Source organism: Pantoea alfalfae, assembly GCF_019880205.1.
GTDB classification, from domain to species: domain Bacteria; phylum Pseudomonadota; class Gammaproteobacteria; order Enterobacterales; family Enterobacteriaceae; genus Pantoea; species Pantoea alfalfae.
In genome coordinates this window covers 1,648,192-1,666,027 of record NZ_CP082292.1, presented here as the reverse complement: position 1 = coordinate 1,666,027, position 17,836 = coordinate 1,648,192, and the positions used below count along the sequence as shown (strand labels likewise).

27 protein-coding genes and 1 pseudogene are annotated in these 17,836 nt (G+C 48.0%); 16 read left to right on the top strand and 12 right to left on the bottom strand.

Annotated features, from left to right (window positions below; all coding sequences use genetic code 11):
* Positions 1 to 26: 26 nt before the first annotated feature.
* Entirely contained in the window at positions 27 to 500 is a 474-nt protein-coding gene (gene yedD / locus K6R05_RS07770) for a lipoprotein YedD (protein WP_222925350.1), read from the bottom strand.
* Between the two features lie 241 nt (positions 501 to 741).
* Between yedD and K6R05_RS07765 the strand changes: the two genes are divergently transcribed.
* A complete protein-coding gene (locus K6R05_RS07765) occupies positions 742 to 1,065 on the top strand; it encodes a DUF6388 family protein (protein ID WP_008926858.1) in 324 nt (107 codons plus the stop codon).
* A gap of 192 nt (positions 1,066 to 1,257) precedes the next feature.
* Here K6R05_RS07765 and iraP read toward each other — a convergent pair whose 3' ends face one another.
* Positions 1,258 to 1,557: an anti-adapter protein IraP gene (iraP, locus tag K6R05_RS07760; RefSeq protein ID WP_013358264.1), complete on the bottom strand. Its 300-nt coding sequence runs from the start codon at positions 1,555 to 1,557 to the stop codon at positions 1,258 to 1,260.
* A gap of 175 nt (positions 1,558 to 1,732) precedes the next feature.
* Here iraP and K6R05_RS07755 point away from each other — a divergent pair, with 175 nt between their 5' ends.
* On the top strand, positions 1,733 to 1,972 hold the full coding sequence (locus K6R05_RS07755; RefSeq protein WP_003854508.1) for a DinI-like family protein: 240 nt from the start codon (positions 1,733 to 1,735) through the stop codon (positions 1,970 to 1,972).
* Positions 1,973 to 2,010: 38 nt separating this feature from the next.
* On the opposite strand, the gene K6R05_RS07750 is transcribed toward K6R05_RS07755, so the two are convergent.
* The 3 genes from K6R05_RS07750 to K6R05_RS07740 form a co-directional block, all read right to left on the bottom strand.
* A complete protein-coding gene (locus K6R05_RS07750; protein WP_013358265.1) occupies positions 2,011 to 2,277 on the bottom strand; it encodes a hypothetical protein in 267 nt (88 codons plus the stop codon).
* 151 nt (positions 2,278 to 2,428) lie between these two features.
* Positions 2,429 to 2,674 carry a hypothetical protein gene (locus K6R05_RS07745; protein WP_237566756.1) on the bottom strand — a complete coding sequence of 82 codons (246 nt, stop codon included), beginning with the start codon at positions 2,672 to 2,674 and terminating at the stop codon, positions 2,429 to 2,431.
* Positions 2,675 to 2,756: 82 nt separating this feature from the next.
* The gene (locus tag K6R05_RS07740; protein WP_161736521.1) at positions 2,757 to 3,140 is read right to left on the bottom strand and encodes a hypothetical protein; all 384 of its coding nucleotides are present in this window, start codon (positions 3,138 to 3,140) and stop codon (positions 2,757 to 2,759) included.
* Between the two features lie 136 nt (positions 3,141 to 3,276).
* Here K6R05_RS07740 and K6R05_RS07735 point away from each other — a divergent pair, with 136 nt between their 5' ends.
* On the top strand, positions 3,277 to 3,909 hold the full coding sequence (locus tag K6R05_RS07735) for a helix-turn-helix domain-containing protein (RefSeq protein WP_222925349.1): 633 nt from the start codon (positions 3,277 to 3,279) through the stop codon (positions 3,907 to 3,909).
* 65 nt (positions 3,910 to 3,974) lie between these two features.
* Here the strand turns inward: K6R05_RS07735 and K6R05_RS07730 are convergent, their stop codons facing one another.
* On the bottom strand, positions 3,975 to 4,223 hold the full coding sequence (locus K6R05_RS07730) for a hypothetical protein (RefSeq protein WP_013358269.1): 249 nt from the start codon (positions 4,221 to 4,223) through the stop codon (positions 3,975 to 3,977).
* A gap of 319 nt (positions 4,224 to 4,542) precedes the next feature.
* Here K6R05_RS07730 and K6R05_RS07725 point away from each other — a divergent pair, with 319 nt between their 5' ends.
* Both K6R05_RS07725 and K6R05_RS07720 read left to right on the top strand, forming a co-directional pair.
* On the top strand, positions 4,543 to 4,743 hold the full coding sequence (locus K6R05_RS07725; protein ID WP_010247636.1) for a hypothetical protein: 201 nt from the start codon (positions 4,543 to 4,545) through the stop codon (positions 4,741 to 4,743).
* 412 nt (positions 4,744 to 5,155) lie between these two features.
* A complete protein-coding gene (locus K6R05_RS07720) occupies positions 5,156 to 5,512 on the top strand; it encodes a hypothetical protein (RefSeq protein ID WP_222925348.1) in 357 nt (118 codons plus the stop codon).
* Between the two features lie 29 nt (positions 5,513 to 5,541).
* On the opposite strand, the gene K6R05_RS07715 is transcribed toward K6R05_RS07720, so the two are convergent.
* The 3 genes from K6R05_RS07715 to K6R05_RS07705 form a co-directional block, all read right to left on the bottom strand.
* Positions 5,542 to 6,045 carry an STY1065/STY2022 family phage-derived protein gene (locus tag K6R05_RS07715; RefSeq protein WP_262390909.1) on the bottom strand — a complete coding sequence of 168 codons (504 nt, stop codon included), beginning with the start codon at positions 6,043 to 6,045 and terminating at the stop codon, positions 5,542 to 5,544.
* A 294-nt stretch (positions 6,046 to 6,339) separates the two neighbouring features.
* Positions 6,340 to 6,579: a S24/S26 family peptidase gene (locus K6R05_RS07710; protein WP_262390908.1), complete on the bottom strand. Its 240-nt coding sequence runs from the start codon at positions 6,577 to 6,579 to the stop codon at positions 6,340 to 6,342.
* A gap of 2 nt (positions 6,580 to 6,581) precedes the next feature.
* On the bottom strand, positions 6,582 to 6,821 hold the full coding sequence (locus tag K6R05_RS07705) for a hypothetical protein (protein ID WP_201499567.1): 240 nt from the start codon (positions 6,819 to 6,821) through the stop codon (positions 6,582 to 6,584).
* 299 nt (positions 6,822 to 7,120) lie between these two features.
* Between K6R05_RS07705 and K6R05_RS07700 the strand changes: the two genes are divergently transcribed.
* From K6R05_RS07700 to K6R05_RS07685, 4 genes are read left to right on the top strand one after another with little or no spacing between them, the layout of a single operon-like run.
* Positions 7,121 to 7,480 carry a GtrA family protein gene (locus K6R05_RS07700; protein WP_222925347.1) on the top strand — a complete coding sequence of 120 codons (360 nt, stop codon included), beginning with the start codon at positions 7,121 to 7,123 and terminating at the stop codon, positions 7,478 to 7,480.
* Positions 7,477 to 8,394: a glycosyltransferase family 2 protein gene (locus K6R05_RS07695; protein ID WP_222925346.1), complete on the top strand. Its 918-nt coding sequence runs from the start codon at positions 7,477 to 7,479 to the stop codon at positions 8,392 to 8,394. Before K6R05_RS07700 ends, K6R05_RS07695 begins: the two co-directional genes overlap by 4 nt.
* Positions 8,391 to 8,843: a hypothetical protein gene (locus tag K6R05_RS07690; RefSeq protein WP_222925345.1), complete on the top strand. Its 453-nt coding sequence runs from the start codon at positions 8,391 to 8,393 to the stop codon at positions 8,841 to 8,843. Before K6R05_RS07695 ends, K6R05_RS07690 begins: the two co-directional genes overlap by 4 nt.
* Positions 8,830 to 10,104 (top strand): hypothetical protein, encoded by a 1,275-nt coding sequence (locus K6R05_RS07685; protein WP_222925344.1) that lies wholly within the window; start codon positions 8,830 to 8,832, stop codon positions 10,102 to 10,104. The genes K6R05_RS07690 and K6R05_RS07685 overlap by 14 nt, the downstream gene beginning before the upstream one ends.
* Before the next feature lie 28 nt (positions 10,105 to 10,132).
* Here K6R05_RS07685 and K6R05_RS07680 read toward each other — a convergent pair whose 3' ends face one another.
* Entirely contained in the window at positions 10,133 to 11,767 is a 1,635-nt protein-coding gene (locus tag K6R05_RS07680) for a tail fiber domain-containing protein (RefSeq protein WP_222925343.1), read from the bottom strand.
* 90 nt (positions 11,768 to 11,857) lie between these two features.
* On the opposite strand from K6R05_RS07680, the pseudogene K6R05_RS07675 reads away from it, so the two are divergent.
* From K6R05_RS07675 to K6R05_RS07660, 4 genes and pseudogenes are all read left to right on the top strand, one after another.
* Positions 11,858 to 12,559: pseudogene (locus tag K6R05_RS07675) on the top strand (recombinase RecT); the annotation flags it as partial.
* A gap of 11 nt (positions 12,560 to 12,570) precedes the next feature.
* The gene (locus K6R05_RS07670) at positions 12,571 to 12,801 is read left to right on the top strand and encodes a hypothetical protein (RefSeq protein ID WP_222925510.1); all 231 of its coding nucleotides are present in this window, start codon (positions 12,571 to 12,573) and stop codon (positions 12,799 to 12,801) included.
* Between the two features lie 112 nt (positions 12,802 to 12,913).
* On the top strand, positions 12,914 to 13,195 hold the full coding sequence (locus tag K6R05_RS07665) for a hypothetical protein (protein ID WP_222925341.1): 282 nt from the start codon (positions 12,914 to 12,916) through the stop codon (positions 13,193 to 13,195).
* A gap of 92 nt (positions 13,196 to 13,287) precedes the next feature.
* Positions 13,288 to 13,698 carry a hypothetical protein gene (locus tag K6R05_RS07660; RefSeq protein WP_222925340.1) on the top strand — a complete coding sequence of 137 codons (411 nt, stop codon included), beginning with the start codon at positions 13,288 to 13,290 and terminating at the stop codon, positions 13,696 to 13,698.
* Between the two features lie 225 nt (positions 13,699 to 13,923).
* Here K6R05_RS07660 and K6R05_RS07655 read toward each other — a convergent pair whose 3' ends face one another.
* Positions 13,924 to 14,769 carry a coiled-coil domain-containing protein gene (locus K6R05_RS07655; protein ID WP_222925339.1) on the bottom strand — a complete coding sequence of 282 codons (846 nt, stop codon included), beginning with the start codon at positions 14,767 to 14,769 and terminating at the stop codon, positions 13,924 to 13,926.
* Positions 14,770 to 15,149: 380 nt separating this feature from the next.
* On the opposite strand from K6R05_RS07655, the gene K6R05_RS07650 reads away from it, so the two are divergent.
* The 3 genes from K6R05_RS07650 (at position 15,150) to K6R05_RS07640 (ending at position 17,286) form a co-directional block, all read left to right on the top strand.
* Entirely contained in the window at positions 15,150 to 15,629 is a 480-nt protein-coding gene (locus tag K6R05_RS07650; RefSeq protein ID WP_222925338.1) for a class I SAM-dependent methyltransferase, read from the top strand.
* A 97-nt stretch (positions 15,630 to 15,726) separates the two neighbouring features.
* A complete protein-coding gene (xisR, locus tag K6R05_RS07645) occupies positions 15,727 to 15,975 on the top strand; it encodes an excisionase family protein (protein WP_033758164.1) in 249 nt (82 codons plus the stop codon).
* A 30-nt stretch (positions 15,976 to 16,005) separates the two neighbouring features.
* A complete protein-coding gene (locus tag K6R05_RS07640) occupies positions 16,006 to 17,286 on the top strand; it encodes an Arm DNA-binding domain-containing protein (protein WP_222925337.1) in 1,281 nt (426 codons plus the stop codon).
* A gap of 31 nt (positions 17,287 to 17,317) precedes the next feature.
* Here the strand turns inward: K6R05_RS07640 and fliE are convergent, their stop codons facing one another.
* The gene (fliE, locus tag K6R05_RS07635) at positions 17,318 to 17,629 is read right to left on the bottom strand and encodes a flagellar hook-basal body complex protein FliE (RefSeq protein ID WP_013358280.1); all 312 of its coding nucleotides are present in this window, start codon (positions 17,627 to 17,629) and stop codon (positions 17,318 to 17,320) included.
* Positions 17,630 to 17,836 lie beyond the last annotated feature (207 nt).

The following is a 17,836-nucleotide window of genomic DNA, read 5'->3' as shown; positions in this document are numbered from 1 at the left end:
CGGGGCGGTTTTTTTATGGGCTGCGGTTAGGACTGCGCGTTATGCTCAGTAATCGGCGTGCGCAACAGCTGCGGTTCAATATTCTGAATGACAGCAGCTTTCGGCTGTTTTGCCACTTCTTCCAGTGCCTGCTGACACTCTAGTGTCGGACGCGCCACTTTGCGCAGGGTCAGCCCGTCATACTTAAGTTCACTGTTATCGACGACCAGCGGCATCACCCGAATCTTTCGCGTGACGTTGACATAGTCACCGTTCAGACGGGTCAGCTTGCCTGGCTTCGCAATCACACGCATCCACTGGCGGCAATCCAGCGTGCTGCCATCCGCATTGATAATCAGACTGGCTATTGCCTGTCCGCTGATCAGGCTGCTTTGTGGGCCGACGGTTTGCCAGTTCCCCTGCAGATCAGCCGGTGCCGGCGCCTGTACCGCATTTTCATAATCGTTGATTTGCGCACAGCCACTCAGTGCCAGCGCGGCAATCAGCATCCACTTTTTCATGTTTAATCCCTAAGATCGCGTCAATGGCGGCTACGTTATAATTTTTTCACCGCGCAGCGCAAGGTATCTGGCTGTTCAGACACCCGCAAGCGGCCGATTGCAGCAGAATTTACTCATGAGCCAGGACATCGGTCAGCGTTTTAATCGGCTACTGGCAGTCTGAATGGGCTCTGGCACGCCTGACAAGCGGAAGACAACCCGATACACTGACGCGCTGCATCAGCCTTTCAGGAATATAAATATGAAAACGCCAGAAGCCTATTATGCCCAGGCACGTGAAATGTTTTTTACCGCGCATCCCGACTTTCAGTCAGCACTGGATGAGTTAACGGAGAGCGATGCCCGTGCCGCTAATCTGTCGCTGCGACAGCTGCGTGAATGGCACGCCGAACGCATCTATGCGGCCTTTTTACGGCAGAAGAATCTGGATGGGATGATTTTTTCTATTCAGCTCGCTGAGCCCGATAAAGCGGTAGCGGCTGAGGCTATCGAGACCTATCTCAAATCTCATGCTGAGTCGCTGGGAATGAGCTGGGAAGAGTTCTGCATCAAAAACGAGCTGTAACGTTCCCTGCACTGAAGAGCTATAAGTGACACCTCTCAGTCTGTCGCACAGCATCGGATAGAGCAGTAAAGCAAAAACGCGATACCTTCACGTTAAGCCGCAGGTGATGATTGCACTTTTGGGCAAAGCAACTGCACTGCCTCCGGAGAGATTGCCGGGCTTTCCTCTCCGGAGGTGTATTGAAAAATGGCCCTACTCTCGCTCTTCCGTGGCTTTGCCTTTCACTTCTACATAGCTTGCAACCGCCAGCAGACGATTGATATGCGTCAGCAGCAGATCAACATCCGACTGCAGAAACTCAGTCGACGATTGCGAAGCGGTAATGATGGCATCCTGCACCGTTTCTGTAATGGTCAGCGAGTTGTCCTGTTTCGCCTGCACCAGCAGCGCTGCAACCAGCAGGGACTGCGCTTCAAGCTGCGCCGTCAGCTCTTTTGCATCGACGTCCATCTTTGCCAGCTTTAGCAGAATATCAATGACCAGTTGTCGCATCGCGGACCTCCTGAAAAGTAAGCCAGCATTATGTCGCGATGCGTGCGCATTTTGCTAGTCGAAGATGGAGGTTTTCGCGAGATAAAAATTTACGCGAAATCAGGCGCACCGCCTTGCTACTGTTTTTATTTACAGTATTATATATCAGCGATTTTGCCCTGAATGGATTGCCATCATGTTTGTTGAGTTGATTTATGACAAGCGCAACGTTGCCGGTTTACCGGGTGCTCGCGAGATGATTCGTGAGGAGCTGGAAAAGCGGGTACATCGGGTGTTTCCTGACATCGAAGTTAAGGTCAAGCCGATGGAACGTAACGCGATTGATACTGATTTGAGTAAGAACGATAAGGCGACAGTTGCGCGTATTGTTGAAGAGATGTTCGACGAAGCGGAAATGTGGCTGGTGGCCGACTAATCTCTTAGCGGCCACCGTATCAGTCAGCGGGAGATGAATCAGCTCTCCTGCTCACTGTGATTAATTTCAATCTCGATGTCCTGAATGGCGGCATCCAGATCTTCCAGCAGTTTCCCCTGCTTATTCAGCAACGCATCGATACGGTCGGCATTCGTCTTATCTTTATACTCACCAGCATCAAACGCTAACCAATGGCTGGACAGGGTTTCGGTGTTGGTCTGCGCGTAGTGGCGCATCTCTTTAAGCTGCGAAGTCACATCGCGCAGATAGTCATTTTTGGTTTTGGTTTCTGTTGAATCGCTCATGCTAAATTTCCTTCTGGTCAGTTATCAAAAGTGTTTAGGCTTAGCGGTTCATCAACCGGCCAATCAGCGGACGTCAGTTCAGGTACAAAATGTCGTCCGGAGATTTAAAACTAGTCGATCATAGCGAATCCGCACTAAGAATAATCGGAAGTTACGGTTTCCCGGTGGGTTTCGCGGATGGCACCTCATTCTCAATCACGACTTCTTTTACTTTTGTGATCGTTTTGTCGGCGACGCGATCAGGTATCACATCAAGCTTATGCTGTAATGCTGCAACCTGACTGGTCAGCAAATCCACCCGCTCATCACGCCGCGCTGCAATGACCCGATAATCTGCCCGGATCTCCTCAACCCGCTTATTTGCCGTGTTACTGACGTAGAGAAAAATAATTGTCATCAGAATGCAAATCATCGAACAGCTCAGCAGAATGCAGCCGAGGATAACTTTGCGCCGTTGTAACATAGGAGCCTTAAGGCTGTTAATTGTTGTCATCGCTGCGATCCTCCAGAGTTGAGATCAGCCGATTAATCTCATTACGAAATTTATCGTTCTGATCGGTTTCGGTCATCGCCAGTAAAATACCTACGGCATTCTTGATTAACCGTAGATCCGTTTCGAGTGTCGCAATACGTCGCAAATTTCTGTCATGACGTTCACGTAACTCATCGTTCTCCTCCCGTATCATCAGGTTGCTCTCTTTCAGCAACACCACCTGCTCTTTGTAGCTGGTAATAATTTCGCCGCCGGCTCGATTACTGGTTACGATTGACGCAATACCCGCCAATAACGGTTTCCAGAACAGTGCTGCTGCCCCCCCACCCAGAACCAACGCACCCATACTGGTAATCAAACTACTTTCCATGCCACACCCCTTTGTCCGGTAAGGTCTCTGGAACACACTGCGTGCAGAACAGCCACGTCCTTAACCCTGAATTTAAGATTGCTTAAATACCAGGGTTAAGTATACTTAAGTCACTCTCAATCAAAAAGTCAAGCTGATGAAAAATGAAACGCTGGGTGACCGCATCCGACTCCGACGTAAATCACTGCAATTAACGCAGAAGCAATTGGCACAACAGGTAAAAGTCTCCCATGTGGCTATTTCGCAATGGGAAAAAGAGGAGACGCTGCCGCGCGGTGAGAACCTGCTTCGGCTTGCCGAAGCGCTGGGCTGTGCACCGGCTTATCTGATAGATGGGGATGGTCCTGTTTTCAGCGAAAATAGCTGGGCAGGACTGCACCAGATCCCGCTGCTTGCTCAGCGTAACGTCGCACAATGGCTGAACGATGCCGGTGCTGTCCGGCATCAGCTGCTGATGCACAACGATATGGCGCTGTCGAAACAGAGTTTTGCCTTCCGGGTGGAAGAACAGGCCATGTCACCCGCTATTCTGCGGGAGGATGTGGTGATTATCGATCCCTGCCTGTCACCTCAGCCTGGTGACCACGTACTGGCATTACAGCAACAGAATGTCCTGCTGCGCACCTGGCGCCAGCGCGGCAGTGAGGATGGTGTTACGCAGTTTGAACTGGCACCGGTCAATATCAACTTTCCCGAGCTGCATTCAGGCCGTGACAGCCTGAAGCTGATAGGCACGCTGGTGGAATTGCGCCGCTATCGGCAGCCATAAAAAAACCCGCCGGGTGCGGGTTAGCTTTTCAGCGAAAAACTGTAGTTAGAGTAATAGCCATGCAACTACAGGGCGTCGACCAGTTGATCCACTACGACCTTACCCTGCAGGTCGGTCTGCATAATGCGATAGTTGACTGGCCATGAGCGGCGGGTGCTGAGTTTATCGAACAGGGTCACGCCGCCTTTTTTGACACCCTGACGGCTGACAATAATCCATTCTGTCACCTCTTCCTGACCACGATTTCTCAGACTCAGTGTGCGTTGTTCAATTAGCTGGTCTTCAGCTTCAATCTTTAAATAGTCTCGTAACATAATTTCTATCTCCTGGTAACGCAGGTCACTATATGCTTTTTATTAATCAGTTCAATCGAATTTATTAATCGAATATTTTATCGTCGGGAATGTGACCTGCCGCAGTCGATATGACAGGTTTGTCCATTTCTGCATCAGACCTTTCCCGTTAGCATGATTGTGCTGCACACACCCAAACATCGAAAAATGACGTGTTCAGTATGAGAGAAACTCCGATTAGCCCGCCTCTGGCGGGCTTTTTTTCGCTCTGTAATCCGATGTAAAGGCGGGATGTCAGGGCTGGTCTAGACTTAAGGCACTGGAAAAAAAGGAGTGAGTTATGTTTAAGCACAATACAAATGAAGAACGTAAGAAAGAAGGTGATGTCAGCAAGAGCCTGCCCGAAGCTGCGCCAAATGCGGGCAATGCTTATGAAGAAGATGATCACCCTGCCACTGACGCACCGAAAGATCATGGTGAAGTGCCGCGCAAAAATGATGACAGCCAGGATGATAAAAAAGATCCCTATAAAGCGAGTTGATGTGCAGATGGCGCGCCCGACGGGCGCGCTGTTTCCTGTTGCTCAGGGAAGCTTCAGGTAAAGAGTACGCCACACCTTCAGGGCAGAAAAGTTTTTGCGTAATAGCATTTCTCACCGTTTCGTTATGTTCCTGCTTTTACTACGGCAAAAACCGCCTGACAGACTGTTCATTAAACCCCGAAGGTTCAATTTGAAGTAGCGCTTCGCAAATTTTTCGTTCATTTCCCGTAACCCGTAAATTGAACCTTCCATTCGTCCTCCGTTAACTCAAAGTGAGGCAGGTATGTATTGTGTTCATGAATCGGTGACGCTGAGTGTTGTACCCTCTGCTCTCGCTGACTTAATCACAGGTTCGTGACAGAGCCTTAAAGGGCGCAGATTAGCCGGAAAAATGATAACGAGAGTGGATGCCATGAATAGATTAATAATCGCTCTGAGCGTAAGTTTGCTGAGCGGATGTGTAGATACGGGACGAGTTGGATTGCACCCGGAAACGAAGACCGCCTGGTTCGACGGTCATCCTTATCAGGTTGCGTCCTGCCTTACCGAAGTGGCACAGAATAAGCAGTCCTACCTGGAGCAGGATGATCCGCTGCCAGATGGCACGAAGCGATATAACCTCGAAAAGGATAATGAAACCGTAGCCTGGATTGAAATTGCAAAGTTCAGTCATCATCAGACCAGCGCGACGTTTTACTACGATCCAAAAGCGCCGGATATCAGCGCACTGGTTTCAGCGATGATTGCAGCGTGCAAAACAACGCGTTAGCGGCATCGCCGGGCTGGTCGCAGATCAGGCTATTTAGCGGGTTCGCAATCATAGAGTCCCCGTATGCGGATCTGACTCTGGCTGGTGCGGACGATTTGCGCCCTTAACATTCCTTTGCCCTCGCGCGTCGTCTGCTCCATATCTACCATGCCCGGCGCTTTGCTGTTTTTAACCAGCAACTTTATCGTGGCGTTGTCGTAATCACCCTTCTCTTTTGAAAACGTGACTTTCTGGGTCTTCGCACGTTCTTCGTTTACAGAGAACCAGCCACTCTTATCGGCTTTAAGGTAAAACGGCCCGCACTGTGTGGCGGCAAAAGCTGGGGCTGATAAGGCGATTAATGACGTTATCAGAATAAGTTTTTTTAGCATCGGGCTGGCGTCCTGTTGATGGGTGATGAAATATCGCCGGTGCCAAAAAGTGAGTTCACTGCTGCACGGCTCATAATAAAAGGCAGTATAGCCAATGACGCCTGCATGATTGCCAGTGCAGGCCCATAGACTCAGCAAAGAAACTGGGGATGTTGCTGGCATCCCTCATCCGCCACCAGGCAGGTGCTCATTGAGCAGCGAAATCAGTTCAACTAAACCTGCATATTCATAATTTCACTTTGAATATTTAGCATATCAGGTTGCTGTGCGTTGAGGCGTGGTTTTACAGAGACATACCGCAAGTCACAAACTGCCGTGGTGGTGGTTTTGAGGTGATTTGCGGTATTTTTTTGTGCTACATGTGTGCTACGGCTAAATTGTCGGCCGGAGAGGCTCGTACACAGACACAACCTCCGCCGTAATTTTCCCCAGCACGATAATCCCATCCATGACCTCTCAGTCGATCGTTTCACCGTCTGAAGTGATAATCCCTGAACTGAACAATCGACCCAGTTGCGGGAACTCGCCTATCTGGAATGCCACCTTATCGCCCGGCACAGCCTTCTGTGATTTGTCGGCCAGCACGAAACCGTCAGGCGTCTCAATCAGGATCATGTTGTTACGGTGCGGCATCAGGATGTCGTTCAGGTCGATGCGCCGCTCTACGTAATCTGAAGCTGGTGATGGAAATCCCATAGTTACCTCACGTATCCCATGTTGCGTAACGACCAGGTCTTATTCTCGCTTTCCTCGGTAACGAGCTCGAAGAAGAAGTTCTGGTATCGACGTATCCACCGGTTGCACTCTGCCAGCGTCCATACGTGATTCAGGTCATCCAGCCGCTTCTGGAACGCCGCAGTGGTGACAATCTGCCGCCCCCTGCCGTCCTTCGTTATCGCTCCAGTGAACGCCGCGTGTATGTCACTCTCTCTCGCCATGATAAATCCCCCTCCGATAAATACTGTATATATAAACAGTAATATCGATCGGTGGATTTGATCAAGGAGATGCGTCACACAGATTTGTAAAGGGATTGATGGAAAAGGTTTTTTTGGTTGGCGCTTCAGATATCGTTTATCTAAGCTCAAATTACCCACCCCGTAGCCTGCTAAGACAGGAGCGGCTGTGTCATTGCCCGGTCGCCGGGCTTTTTTATGCGCTTAATTCAACAGATCGATTCCTTGATCATTACCTGGCACGATGACAAAATCCCGTATCTTTTTTTCCAGGTGTCCCCATGGCTAAATTATTTGCCCGATACATGACGATTGGAGTCTTGAACACGCTTATTCACTGGGTCGTGTTTGCCATCTGCATCAAGAACGACCAGAGCCAGTCTGTCTCCAACTTCATAGCCTTCTGTGTTGCCGTTACTTTTTCATTCTTCGCAAACGCCCGGTGGACTTTTAACGCTGAGGCAACCACGTTCAGATACATGATGTATGTGTTCTTCATGGGTGCCGTGGCGACTCTCATCGGTGCATCTGCAGACCGGCTGCATGTTAACCCTGTGGCTACTCTTGTCGTATTCTCTGCAGTAAGTCTTGTATGCGGATTCCTATATTCTAAATATATTATTTTTAGAGAGAGAAAATGAAGATATCGCTCGTTGTTCCCGTTTTTAATGAAGAAGATGCGATAAGGTATTTCTACAGCGCGGTAAGAAATAAAGCGTTTTTGAAGCCGTATGAAATTGAAATTGTTTTCGTAGATGATGGAAGCACAGATTTCACGGCGCAGCTGATGAAAGATATGCAGGAAGGCGATCCATTAATTCGGAATGTATTCTTTACCCGGAATTTTGGCAAAGAGGCCGCTCTCTTTGCTGGAATCGAATGTGCCACTGGTGATGCCATTATCCCTATTGACGTGGATTTGCAGGACCCGCTTGAAGTGATACCACAGATGATCGAGCGCTGGCAGGCAGGTGCAGATACGGTGCTGGCTAAACGCACTGACAGAAGCACTGATGGCCACATGAAGCGTAAGACCGCAGAGTGGTTCTATCGTCTGCACAACAAAATCAGCTCGCCTAAAATTGAGGAAAACGTTGGTGACTTCAGACTGATGTCCCGCGGCGTGGTTGAGAATATAAAACTTCTCCCTGAACGAAACCTGTTCATGAAAGGCATTCTTTCATGGGTCGGCGGCCGAACCGATATCGTTGAATACACGCGAGCCTGTCGCGTAGCAGGTACAACAAAATTCAATGGCTGGAAGCTATGGAATCTGGCATTAGAGGGCATCACTTCATTCTCAACATTCCCTCTCCGCATGTGGACTTATATAGGCTTCTTCGTTGCTGCCATGTCATTCCTGTACGGTGTATGGATGATTATTGATAAGTTGGTTTGGGGAAACCCCGTGGCAGGATACCCTTCCATTCTGGTTTCAATACTCTTTCTTGGCGGCGTTCAACTGATTGGTATTGGTGTGCTAGGTGAATATATTGGTCGTATTTATACGGAAGTTAAGCAGAGGCCTCGTTACATAAAAAGGACAGAAAAGTGAATCAGAAAAAATGTGATATTGGCTACCTAATATTTGCAGGGATTGCATCGCTGTTTTTTATTTTAGCTTTTCATTCATTCAACAATCAGCACCCTGTAAATCTGCCGGATGTAAAGGGGGTCTTCTCAGAGTGGGGTGTGAACTCCTGCGATATAGAAAAGGATTACATTTACGTTTCTGGATGGTCTGCGCCTCAGTCATCAATAAAATTGAAAACGATTGTTTTTGCACAGGACAACCAGAGTGGAGAATACTATCAATTAAAGACCTTGGTTTATCCGAGATCACAGGGCACGGCTGAAATGAAGGCTAACGGATTTTTTGATAATTCTGGCTTCGTATCCGCAATAAGACTACCAACGTCGAGCCTTGATTCATTTAAAAACATATTAATTCTTTCTCAAGACCGCGATGGTAAATGGATAAGAGGCGATTATGCTTGCAAATAAAAACATGAACGCCATTTGTGCTTTTTTCTGCCTTATGGTTCTTTATTCAATTGGCGTAAATATAAAGCTGCAGGATTTCGCAGACGACCTGATATTTTCTCATGCACTTGATTACATGTCACTTCATGACTACATGTCTCAAAGATATGTTGAGTGGAGTGGTAGACTTACTCTTGATGCCCTTATGGTTGGAACTATTAACCACCACAACGCATGGAAAATAGGCATTCCGGTTTGTGTTGCAGTGCTATGCTTAAGCATAACCAGAATAATAAAAGGGAGTTTTGATTTAAAAACAGCTACGTTAGCAATGATTATTTTCCTGCTTATCCCTGCCTCAGTTCTGGATAATGGAGCCTGGTGGGTTACGGGATTTTATAATTACTTACTGCCAGTTACTGCCATGGCTTGCTCTTTCTCTGTTTTAGCAAAACAAGAAAAGGTAGGCATGATTGAGGGGTTCGCTGCTATATTATGCCTGTCAATTTCTTGCTTTAATGAGCAAACTTCAATATTTACAATGGTAGTGGCTGTTACTCTCTTAGCGTTCGCAGGACACACAAGAAGGTGGTTTAGCTATCTGTATCTTGCTTTTGCAGCGGCCTTTTCATCTTTACTGTTTTTTGCACCAGGCAATTACCTGCGGTTCAATAAAGAGACATGGAGGTGGATGCCTGGTTTTGAAAATGAATCTCTAGTTACAAAATTAACTTTAGGTTATGACCGAATTCACCAAGCTATCGTTATGCATGATGGATTGCCTTTCGCCATCTTATGTATCCTATCTTTAAGTCTCGTTGCGAAACATGCAGAAAAAAGCAAATCAAAGTATCTTGCTATATTCTTTTTGTCTGCTCACCTTATTCTGATTGCTTTCTCAAAATTAGGTGTCATTCATTTCAATGGCTCATTTTATAACGAGGATTTTCTAAATCCTCAAAAGTGGATTTCTTACAGTCGGTATGTATCTTATTTATTTACAATGATGGTTATACTTTCTGTAACCTATGCCATGGCAGTAGCAGCTGGTAAGAAAAGTAACTTTGCTTTCCCTGCGCTTATATTTGTTATTTCATTCTCAACTATAGTTATGATTGGTTTCTCACCGACGGTTTATGCTTCAGGAATGCGAGTTCTTTTTCTATGGAATGTAATAATAGCTTCAATTTGTCTATGGATTTACTCAATACATCATGAGCAAAAGCCTTTAAGTAATCACCTTATTTTATCTGCAATGGCTGCATATTTAATAATGAAATGAATGAAAGCAGCCCCTTCAGGGGCTGCTTTTATAATCTGCTGATTATGAAACAGATTAATTCTTCATACCTGATTCCATAAAGCTCACCTGCTTTACGCACCAGCCTTTTCTCGCCCGTTGCACGCTGCTCCGTAACCTTTGCCATATAGGTAATATCAACACGGCGCGTGCCAACCTGCTCACCATTGATGATCACCGGTTCATCAGCCTTACCTGCTACTTCCCGTTCAACCTCAACATCTTCATAAATATCCTCATACTCGTCTTCCCATTTGTCGTAACACAGGAATGCGTACATATCAGGATCTAGTCCATGTTTAGTCAGCACATCACGAACGTACTGGGCACCGACGCCAAAGTGATAGCGGGCTTTGTCCGCACCCTTCTCGGAAATAGCATCGTTAAACTGGAACTTCCTCATCATTCCCCTGATCTCGACTGCAGCATCTTTCTCTGCCTGCTCAATATTGAGGAATGTCTTGGTAGTAACATCGGAGGTGTTGATCGTACCTGTGCTCGCATACACGATACTGTAGCGATACTGTGGAAGGCCAAGGCTTTTAGTCGCGTCAACTGATGGCCGAAAGCTGTTGAATTCAACGATGTAGCCAGGCGATAAGTTGATGCTGGTAGCGGCAAGCGTCATCGTCCCGCCGCCGTTGGTTGTGGTGCCTCCCGTGGCAGAAATTCGCGCATCGTAGTCTATGTCGTTGCCTGATGAATGCAGATCGAGTGTGACCGTAGCGGCCGCGTCGATGCGACCCATCTCAACCGAACCATCTTTTTTGACTGCGAACGATGTTTTATTCCCGTAAACATCCGGCTGGAAAAGGATCTGATAGTCTGAGTTGGCCTGGCTATGGAACATGGCCACAGAAGGCCAGATACCATTGGCGTTCTTACCGGTAAAACCGTAGCCGGTAGCACCACGACTCTCATAGCCTTTGTAGTAATAGCCACGCTGCATATAGGCTGTTTCACAGCGCTTAGAACCCAGCGTAATTGCGTCATAACACCAGGTGTGCCATGTGTCCGTCACAGGGTCGTAGTCAAATTTCTCGTTACTTACGCCAAGCTCCAGCCCAACTGCCGCCACCGCATGGGAGTTGGTATCAATAAACACGTTAGCGTTCATCGCCCAGGCTTTGGTAAAGGGATTGATATTGACCCCGGTACCGTTTACCGGTGTCACTTTAGAATGGCTGGCAGAACTTCCGTCAACGAGATACCAGCCTTCCACAGTGATCGACGTGCCGTTTGCGGCCCAGCCCGTCACGATACCAGAGTATTTTGTCGGCGTGTGTTTTGTATCGATGATCATGCCAACACGCAGCTTTTTAACCTGGTCAGCTGTAAGCGCGGTACCGAAAGTTACTGAGTTGGCGGTATATGTTCCGGTCGAGGTGGTTGCCAGAATCTGAGGAGCATAGTTCTCCGCGTGCAAGCCAACTGAATCACGGTCCATGTAAGTGGCGATCTGGTCAGGAGATATGACACCCAGAACCTGTGCGGGAGCCTCGGCACCACGGTTAGCACTGACGCTGAATGAGCATGCTCCATCGAGCGTGCCATGCTGCATAACATTGTTATTGCGGATCCCCTTTCTGAAAATACGTCCATTCAGATTTGCAGAGTTGGTGAATGTAGCTCCAGCATCTGCCACCCACGTCACCGTGCGTCCGCCCACGTCAATCAGTGAGCTGAGTAGAAAGTTACCGGCTGGCACCAGCACTTCACAGTATTGTGTATGCGGTACGCGGTGGCGCAGAAAACGCACCTGGTTAACGGCACGCTGGGTTATGAGGCTCAGCTGGTCAATGCGGTAATCACCAGCTCAACTGCCGTGCAGGGCCGCTTTAAATACGAGTACGGCGGCGACTGGGAGAAGTTTAAGCCGGGCGCAGCAAATGCCTCAAATGAGCGCGGCCTGTCTGTACGCGTCGGCGCAGTGCTGCGCGGTGAAACAGAGATTACGTGGGGCGAGCCGCTTTACATGGAGTATGTCACCACGCGCAACTCCCCTCTCTGGAAGACAGCACCAAAACAGCAGCTGGCATATCTGGCTGTTAAATACTGGGCGCGCCTCTTTTGCCCGGACGTGATTCTCGGTGTTTATACCCCGGATGAGTTTGAACCGGCGCAGCGAGCAGAACGCGATGTCACCCCGGCACGCAGCCGCGCTGACCTGAACAACCTGATTAACAGCAAACCTGAAACGCAGCAGCCTGAGCGCGAAATTAACCCGGCGACGAATACCAGTGCATCAGCGCGCACGCCGGATGAGCTGCTTGTCGATTTCACCACAGCAGCTGCTGAGGCTGAGAACGTTGCAGGGCTTGACCGTTGCTATAAATACGCGGCGCGCATGCTGGCAAGTGAAGCTGAAACGCTGGAAAAAGCCACTGACGTTTACCTTCTCCGTAAGGCAGAAATCGAAGAGGCACTCAGCAAATAACAGGAGACAACATGGAATCACCAGAATACCGGCGTCGCGGCAATCAGTTAACTCTTGGCCGCCGCTGGTCACCCGATGAGATAGGCCTTCTGAAAGAACTCGCAGCAACCATCCCACCCAAACTTATAGCCAGACAACTCAACCGCTCATATGAATCTGTTCGACAACGGGCCAGCCGTAGCCGGATACGTTTTCTGGAAGAGCGCAGCAAAACTAACGATGGTACTAAGCCAAATTTATGACACAAACATACTGTACATATAAACAGTATTTCGCTGTTCTTTATCAGGCTGTGCGAGTAAGGTGGCTGAGTGAATTCACGGCCTAACCCACTCAACTGAAAGAGGATTTATTATGTCTCATACCGACCAGGAATTTGAAGACCTGCAAGACCTCAATATCCTGTATCGCTCTGCGATTCTGGACACCACTGAAGCTGTGGGCTGGGGTATCGAAATTCTGACCAAAGTTGTAGCGGCGATTAACGCAGGTACGGCTGGCTCTCTGTCTCCAGACGCTCAGTATCAGGCTAAGCAGACCCTGATGTATCTGAAAGGCCGCAAAGACGACAACGCCATGTTCCGTAAGCCTGGCGACCCGGTACCGCGTACTTTCCAGCAGTACGAACACCCGTAACAGCTAGTCAATAACTGACTTTTTCAGGCCGATGAAAGTCGGCCTTTTAACCTCACTGAACTTCTGATTTACCCTTCTTAAAGGATACCAAAATGACTACTGCTACAGATCTGGCGCAACAGGCGATCGATAACATCAATGCCCTTAAAACGTTGGCTGAAAAAACAGGTGAAATCCCCGCCGATGTGCAGGCCCAGTTGGACGCTTATGCCGATCAGGTTGATAAACTGACCAGGCAGTTAGGCAGTGAGCAAGAGACCCGTGAGGGTTATCGCGTCAATATTCTGATTGATGAGGAGCAGATTGCCCTGGCTCTCGAAATCATGAATAAAATTGAGAATGGTCTCACCGATAAAACCATTCCTCAAATGCCTACTAACCTGCGACGCCAGCTTACTGAAACACTGGGGTATGTTACGAATCGGAAGGAAGAGATGCTTGTTTTCCGCAAAAAAGGCGACTCGGAACCTCGTACGTACGAAGAGTACCGCATGGGAATTTAATCCCTTTTAACTTCTTATAAACAGCCGCCTACGGGCGGTTTTTTGTTGCCTGTTATATGGCTATTTTTGCCGCGGCATTGAGTTGGCTTGATATCCAAATCGCCGTCATTGAAACAAATTGTGACAAGCTTAGATACACCTTCCCGGTAGAGAGGAAAATGAATTATTTCGGCATATTGGCAGTAATGAGCAGGGTCGCAGCGAAATTGATTACGACCCGTATGCCTAACCGGTGAACGAACTCATTATTTTCGCGGCTATTTCAGCGGATGCGGGGAGACCTTCTAACTGTCCCCGGTCAACTGTTTTAGCAAAAGCAGGGTTTTGTCTGGTATTTATAGAATCTTTTAAATTGTTTAGTTCAGTCTCCATAAGCAGATATTTTTCTTCTAAATCGCCGAAAGAAACATATCTCTCTGTAAGAAGGCCTAAGTTGTTATTAGCTCTTTTTACAGAGTCATTAGTCTCAACCAGTAGAATCTCAAGGGTCCTTTTTTGTTCCTGAAGAGTATCAACCTGTGAATTAAGAGTGTTTCTTTGCTCTTTTAAAGATTCAATATTGAATTTAGCCGTAATTGTCCTTTCTTTTGTTTCTTCAAGCTCAGCTTCGTCAGTCGCTAACTGTTTCGCTCTAGCCGATTCGTTTTTTGCAATCTGAATCATTAACTCTCTCTGCAGGATCAAACGTGTTCTTTCTTTGTGTGAGTTAATTGATTCTATTTTAGATGTTATTCTTCTATGAATGTACATCCCACAGTAAGTAAAGAAAGGGTATGTAACAGTTAACAATACTGACCAGACAATCGGAAACCAAAATGAATGCGTATGGCTAATACTATGCCCGAATATTATTGAGTTATCGGGTATCTTAGTTCTTATAAAATTGATTCTTTCTAACACATCCCTTTTTGACAGGCAGAAATAAGCCACCTTATCCCAGTTATAAAACATCCAGCTAATAATCAATGTCCCAAAAAAAGGATTCTTAGCACGATAGACAAATGCTTCCTGAACTGGAGTGACAAGTGACTCCTTTAAAATGCCAGCAATTTCTTTGATCGCGTCGCTCATTGTAGTGACCAGATAGGTAACTGATTTTGATGAATCATACCTATAAAAAACGATTAGGAATAGTCTTAGTTGCGGCAGTTAAGTCAAAAACGCCCGCTCATTTGCGGGTTGTGCGACATGTTGCATCATAAGCGTTGTTGAGGCTGCCTATAGATTTCAAGTTAGCCGTCGCCGCCCTAAATATGAGCATCATATTTAACGACAAAGTGGTATTGGCCAGTGAGCCAGTCGGTGCGCAGTCGAGTAGCAATCCTTACGACGAAAACCACATCTCATCACTAATGACGAGATTGCGCCGGTCAATCACTCTGCTCGCTGCCAATTCAATGTATTACACCTAACCCCCCTATTCACTATCGCGCTCTGCGTTAGGAGTTGTTATGTCTGAAGTAAGCATATTGGATATGTGCTGCGGTTCGCGCATGTTCTGGATGGATAAGCAGGATGACCGGGCGTTGTTCACCGACCGCCGGGAAGAACAACATGTTTTATGCGATGGACGCATGCTGCAAATAAGTCCCGACATCATTGCCGACTTTCGTGCTCTTCCTTTCGCGAATAACACCTTTGCCCAGGTAGTGTTTGATCCGCCTCATCTGGAGCGCGTAGGCGACAATGCATGGATGAAAAAGAAGTATGGCGCTTTGGATAGAAAGACGTGGCCAGACGATATCCGCGCTGGGTTCGCTGAGGCATTCAGGGTATTGCGGCCACACGGCACTCTTGTCTTCAAATGGAACGAAACGCAGATTCCCGTAGGGAAGGTTATCGTCCTCACCGAACATAAGCCAACAATCTGGCAGCGTACTGGCAAAGGCGATAAGACGCACTGGGTTCTCTTCCTGAAGCCAGCATCATGAACATCATCCGCGACATCACCCCCGGCGAGTTCACTCTGTGGCTCGTCGTTTTTATTTGCATCGTGCTGGTCTGGAACTGGCCGTATAAGGAGTAGATATGGAAAACGTTGTTCAGCTGATGCCGAGCAAGTGGGTATCTGAATCGGTTCTGATGACGATCACTGGCATGAAGAAAAATACCATCAAAACGGCTCGCGAAGTGTCATGGATGGAGGGTCGCGAATACAAGCACGTTTCTCCCGATGGCGCGCCGCGTGATAACAGCATGTGCTTTTATGACTGGAAGGCGATCGAGAAGTGGATTGATAACCAGCCGGCAGCGATTGCCAGGAAGAAATCTGCTTAAATGCAGATCCATTTCAACAGGAGAAGGCATATGTCTGGATATCCGACAGGAGTGGCTCCCAACAAGAACCACCTTCGAATCTGGTTCATGTATGAGGGGCAAAGACGATGGGAGGCGATCGGAGTTCTCGACACACCCAAAAACAGGAAGATGGCTGGCGAGTTGCGTAGCAACATAGTCTATCGCATTAAGACAGGGACGTTTGATTACCGGAGTGAGTTTCCGGATTCACCACTTTTTAAGAACGAAGTTAGCTCGTCCAAGTCGATCGCTGTCAGAGAAGTTGCGGATTTGTGGCTGAAGCTCAAAAAACCTGACTGGGCAAACAGCTCTTATGTGACGACAGAACGTCGCGTCAGGGTAACGCTGGATATTATCGGTAATGGAAAGGACATCCGGTCAGTCATGCAGAAGGATATTCTCAATCTGCGCATCGAGCTTCTGAATGGCAGCTACTTTACCGGCAGGAAGATGAATATAGAAAAGAAAGGCAGGACGGCGGCTACGGTTAACTCCAGCATGGCTGACCTGAAAGCGATCTTCGCCTTTGCTCATGGTAATGGGTATATAGAAGCTAACCCGATGACCGGCATCAGGCCTCTGAAGAAGTCGAATAAGCGGCCGGACCCGATAACGCGTGAGGAGTATCCCCGCCTCATCGCAGCATGCTCTACACGACAGACAGCAAATATGTGGTCCCTTGCCATCCTGACGGGGTTACGCCATGGAGAGATATGTGCTCTCGCCTGGGAGGATGTTGACCTTGAGACGAAGACGCTGACAGTCAGCCGAAACCTTACGCCGCAGGGATTATTCACGCCGCCGAAGACAGAAGCCGGCAACCGTGTCATATGCCTGATAGATGCAGCCGTTAATATTCTGCGTGATCAAAGGGAGCTTACCCGAATGTACCCTCAGACCTCTTTCTCTTTTCATACCAGGGAGTATGGCGAGCGAATTGAGGAACAGAAGACATTCGTGTTTAATCCCGGCGTGAACGCAGTCAACGGGCGGTCAGGAGCCTACTACTCAACAGAGTCTCTCGGGCAGATATGGACCGGCGCATTGAGGCGTGCAGGCCTCCGTCACCGGAAAGCATATCAGTCACGTCATACTTTCGCATGCTGGGCTCTTTCAGCAGGCGCAAACCCGAACTACGTTGCATCGCAAATGGGTCACTCCGATGCGCAGATGGTGTACCGGGTTTATGGCGCCTGGATGTCAGAGAACAATACCGACCAGCTATCACTCATCAACACGAAAATGAGCGATCTTGTGCTACATACGTGCTCCACCAAAGTGGCAGTATGATAAACCTTAACAGATTTAGACAGTTACTCGCCTAAACCTGCATATTCATAATTTCACTGTACGCCGACACCAGCTTGTTCCTGACCTGAATCCCCATCTGCATGGAGATGGATGATTTCTGCAGATCGACCATCACATCATTCAGTGCGATGCCAGGTTTACCCATCTCGAAATCCTGCGCCTGGGTGCGGGCGGTGGTCTGCGTTTCGCTAATCTTATCCAGCGCCGCTTTCATGGTCGCGCCGAAATCGATCTGATTAGTGGCTTCACTGCTGCGGTTACTGGCCTGCAGCGAGGTCGCCTGAAGCTGCTGCAGTACGCCGTCAATTGCCTGAATGGACATGAACGATACCTTATTAAAGAGGATGACATTTTTGATGTGAGGAAAAGTTAGCACGTTGTCAATGAGACAAAGCCGCTAAATGACAGCAAAAAACCTACCTTATCCAGCCATCGAATTTTGCTTATCACCTAATAATGCCTGGCATTGAAGTGGAAATTTTATCTACGCAGGTCAGGGAGTCTGTTTTGCCATCTCAACTTACCCGGT

What these genes read in the sequence shown, in the direction of transcription:
- yedD (WP_222925350.1), bottom strand. Translation starts at nt 500, where the DNA reads ATGAAAAAGTGGATGCTGATTGCCGCGCTGGCACTGAGTGGCTGTGCG.
- K6R05_RS07660 (WP_222925340.1), top strand. Translation starts at nt 13,288, where the DNA reads ATGACTACTGCTACAGATCTGGCGCAACAGGCGATCGATAACATCAAT.
- K6R05_RS07730 (WP_013358269.1), bottom strand. Translation starts at nt 4,223, where the DNA reads ATGTTACGAGACTATTTAAAGATTGAAGCTGAAGACCAGCTAATTGAA.
- K6R05_RS07720 (WP_222925348.1), top strand. Translation starts at nt 5,156, where the DNA reads ATGAATAGATTAATAATCGCTCTGAGCGTAAGTTTGCTGAGCGGATGT.
- K6R05_RS07685 (WP_222925344.1), top strand. Translation starts at nt 8,830, where the DNA reads ATGCTTGCAAATAAAAACATGAACGCCATTTGTGCTTTTTTCTGCCTT.
- K6R05_RS07725 (WP_010247636.1), top strand. Translation starts at nt 4,543, where the DNA reads ATGTTTAAGCACAATACAAATGAAGAACGTAAGAAAGAAGGTGATGTC.
- K6R05_RS07745 (WP_237566756.1), bottom strand. Translation starts at nt 2,674, where the DNA reads ATGACAATTATTTTTCTCTACGTCAGTAACACGGCAAATAAGCGGGTT.
- K6R05_RS07765 (WP_008926858.1), top strand. Translation starts at nt 742, where the DNA reads ATGAAAACGCCAGAAGCCTATTATGCCCAGGCACGTGAAATGTTTTTT.
- K6R05_RS07655 (WP_222925339.1), bottom strand. Translation starts at nt 14,769, where the DNA reads ATGAGCGACGCGATCAAAGAAATTGCTGGCATTTTAAAGGAGTCACTT.
- K6R05_RS07710 (WP_262390908.1), bottom strand. Translation starts at nt 6,579, where the DNA reads ATGGGATTTCCATCACCAGCTTCAGATTACGTAGAGCGGCGCATCGAC.
- K6R05_RS07705 (WP_201499567.1), bottom strand. Translation starts at nt 6,821, where the DNA reads ATGGCGAGAGAGAGTGACATACACGCGGCGTTCACTGGAGCGATAACG.
- iraP (WP_013358264.1), bottom strand. Translation starts at nt 1,557, where the DNA reads ATGCGACAACTGGTCATTGATATTCTGCTAAAGCTGGCAAAGATGGAC.
- K6R05_RS07640 (WP_222925337.1), top strand. Translation starts at nt 16,006, where the DNA reads ATGTCTGGATATCCGACAGGAGTGGCTCCCAACAAGAACCACCTTCGA.
- K6R05_RS07740 (WP_161736521.1), bottom strand. Translation starts at nt 3,140, where the DNA reads ATGGAAAGTAGTTTGATTACCAGTATGGGTGCGTTGGTTCTGGGTGGG.
- fliE (WP_013358280.1), bottom strand. Translation starts at nt 17,629, where the DNA reads ATGTCCATTCAGGCAATTGACGGCGTACTGCAGCAGCTTCAGGCGACC.
- K6R05_RS07695 (WP_222925346.1), top strand. Translation starts at nt 7,477, where the DNA reads ATGAAGATATCGCTCGTTGTTCCCGTTTTTAATGAAGAAGATGCGATA.
- xisR (WP_033758164.1), top strand. Translation starts at nt 15,727, where the DNA reads ATGGAAAACGTTGTTCAGCTGATGCCGAGCAAGTGGGTATCTGAATCG.
- K6R05_RS07735 (WP_222925349.1), top strand. Translation starts at nt 3,277, where the DNA reads ATGAAAAATGAAACGCTGGGTGACCGCATCCGACTCCGACGTAAATCA.
- K6R05_RS07650 (WP_222925338.1), top strand. Translation starts at nt 15,150, where the DNA reads ATGTCTGAAGTAAGCATATTGGATATGTGCTGCGGTTCGCGCATGTTC.
- K6R05_RS07700 (WP_222925347.1), top strand. Translation starts at nt 7,121, where the DNA reads ATGGCTAAATTATTTGCCCGATACATGACGATTGGAGTCTTGAACACG.
- K6R05_RS07750 (WP_013358265.1), bottom strand. Translation starts at nt 2,277, where the DNA reads ATGAGCGATTCAACAGAAACCAAAACCAAAAATGACTATCTGCGCGAT.
- K6R05_RS07755 (WP_003854508.1), top strand. Translation starts at nt 1,733, where the DNA reads ATGTTTGTTGAGTTGATTTATGACAAGCGCAACGTTGCCGGTTTACCG.
- K6R05_RS07670 (WP_222925510.1), top strand. Translation starts at nt 12,571, where the DNA reads ATGGAATCACCAGAATACCGGCGTCGCGGCAATCAGTTAACTCTTGGC.
- K6R05_RS07665 (WP_222925341.1), top strand. Translation starts at nt 12,914, where the DNA reads ATGTCTCATACCGACCAGGAATTTGAAGACCTGCAAGACCTCAATATC.
- K6R05_RS07715 (WP_262390909.1), bottom strand. Translation starts at nt 6,045, where the DNA reads ATGCCAGCAACATCCCCAGTTTCTTTGCTGAGTCTATGGGCCTGCACT.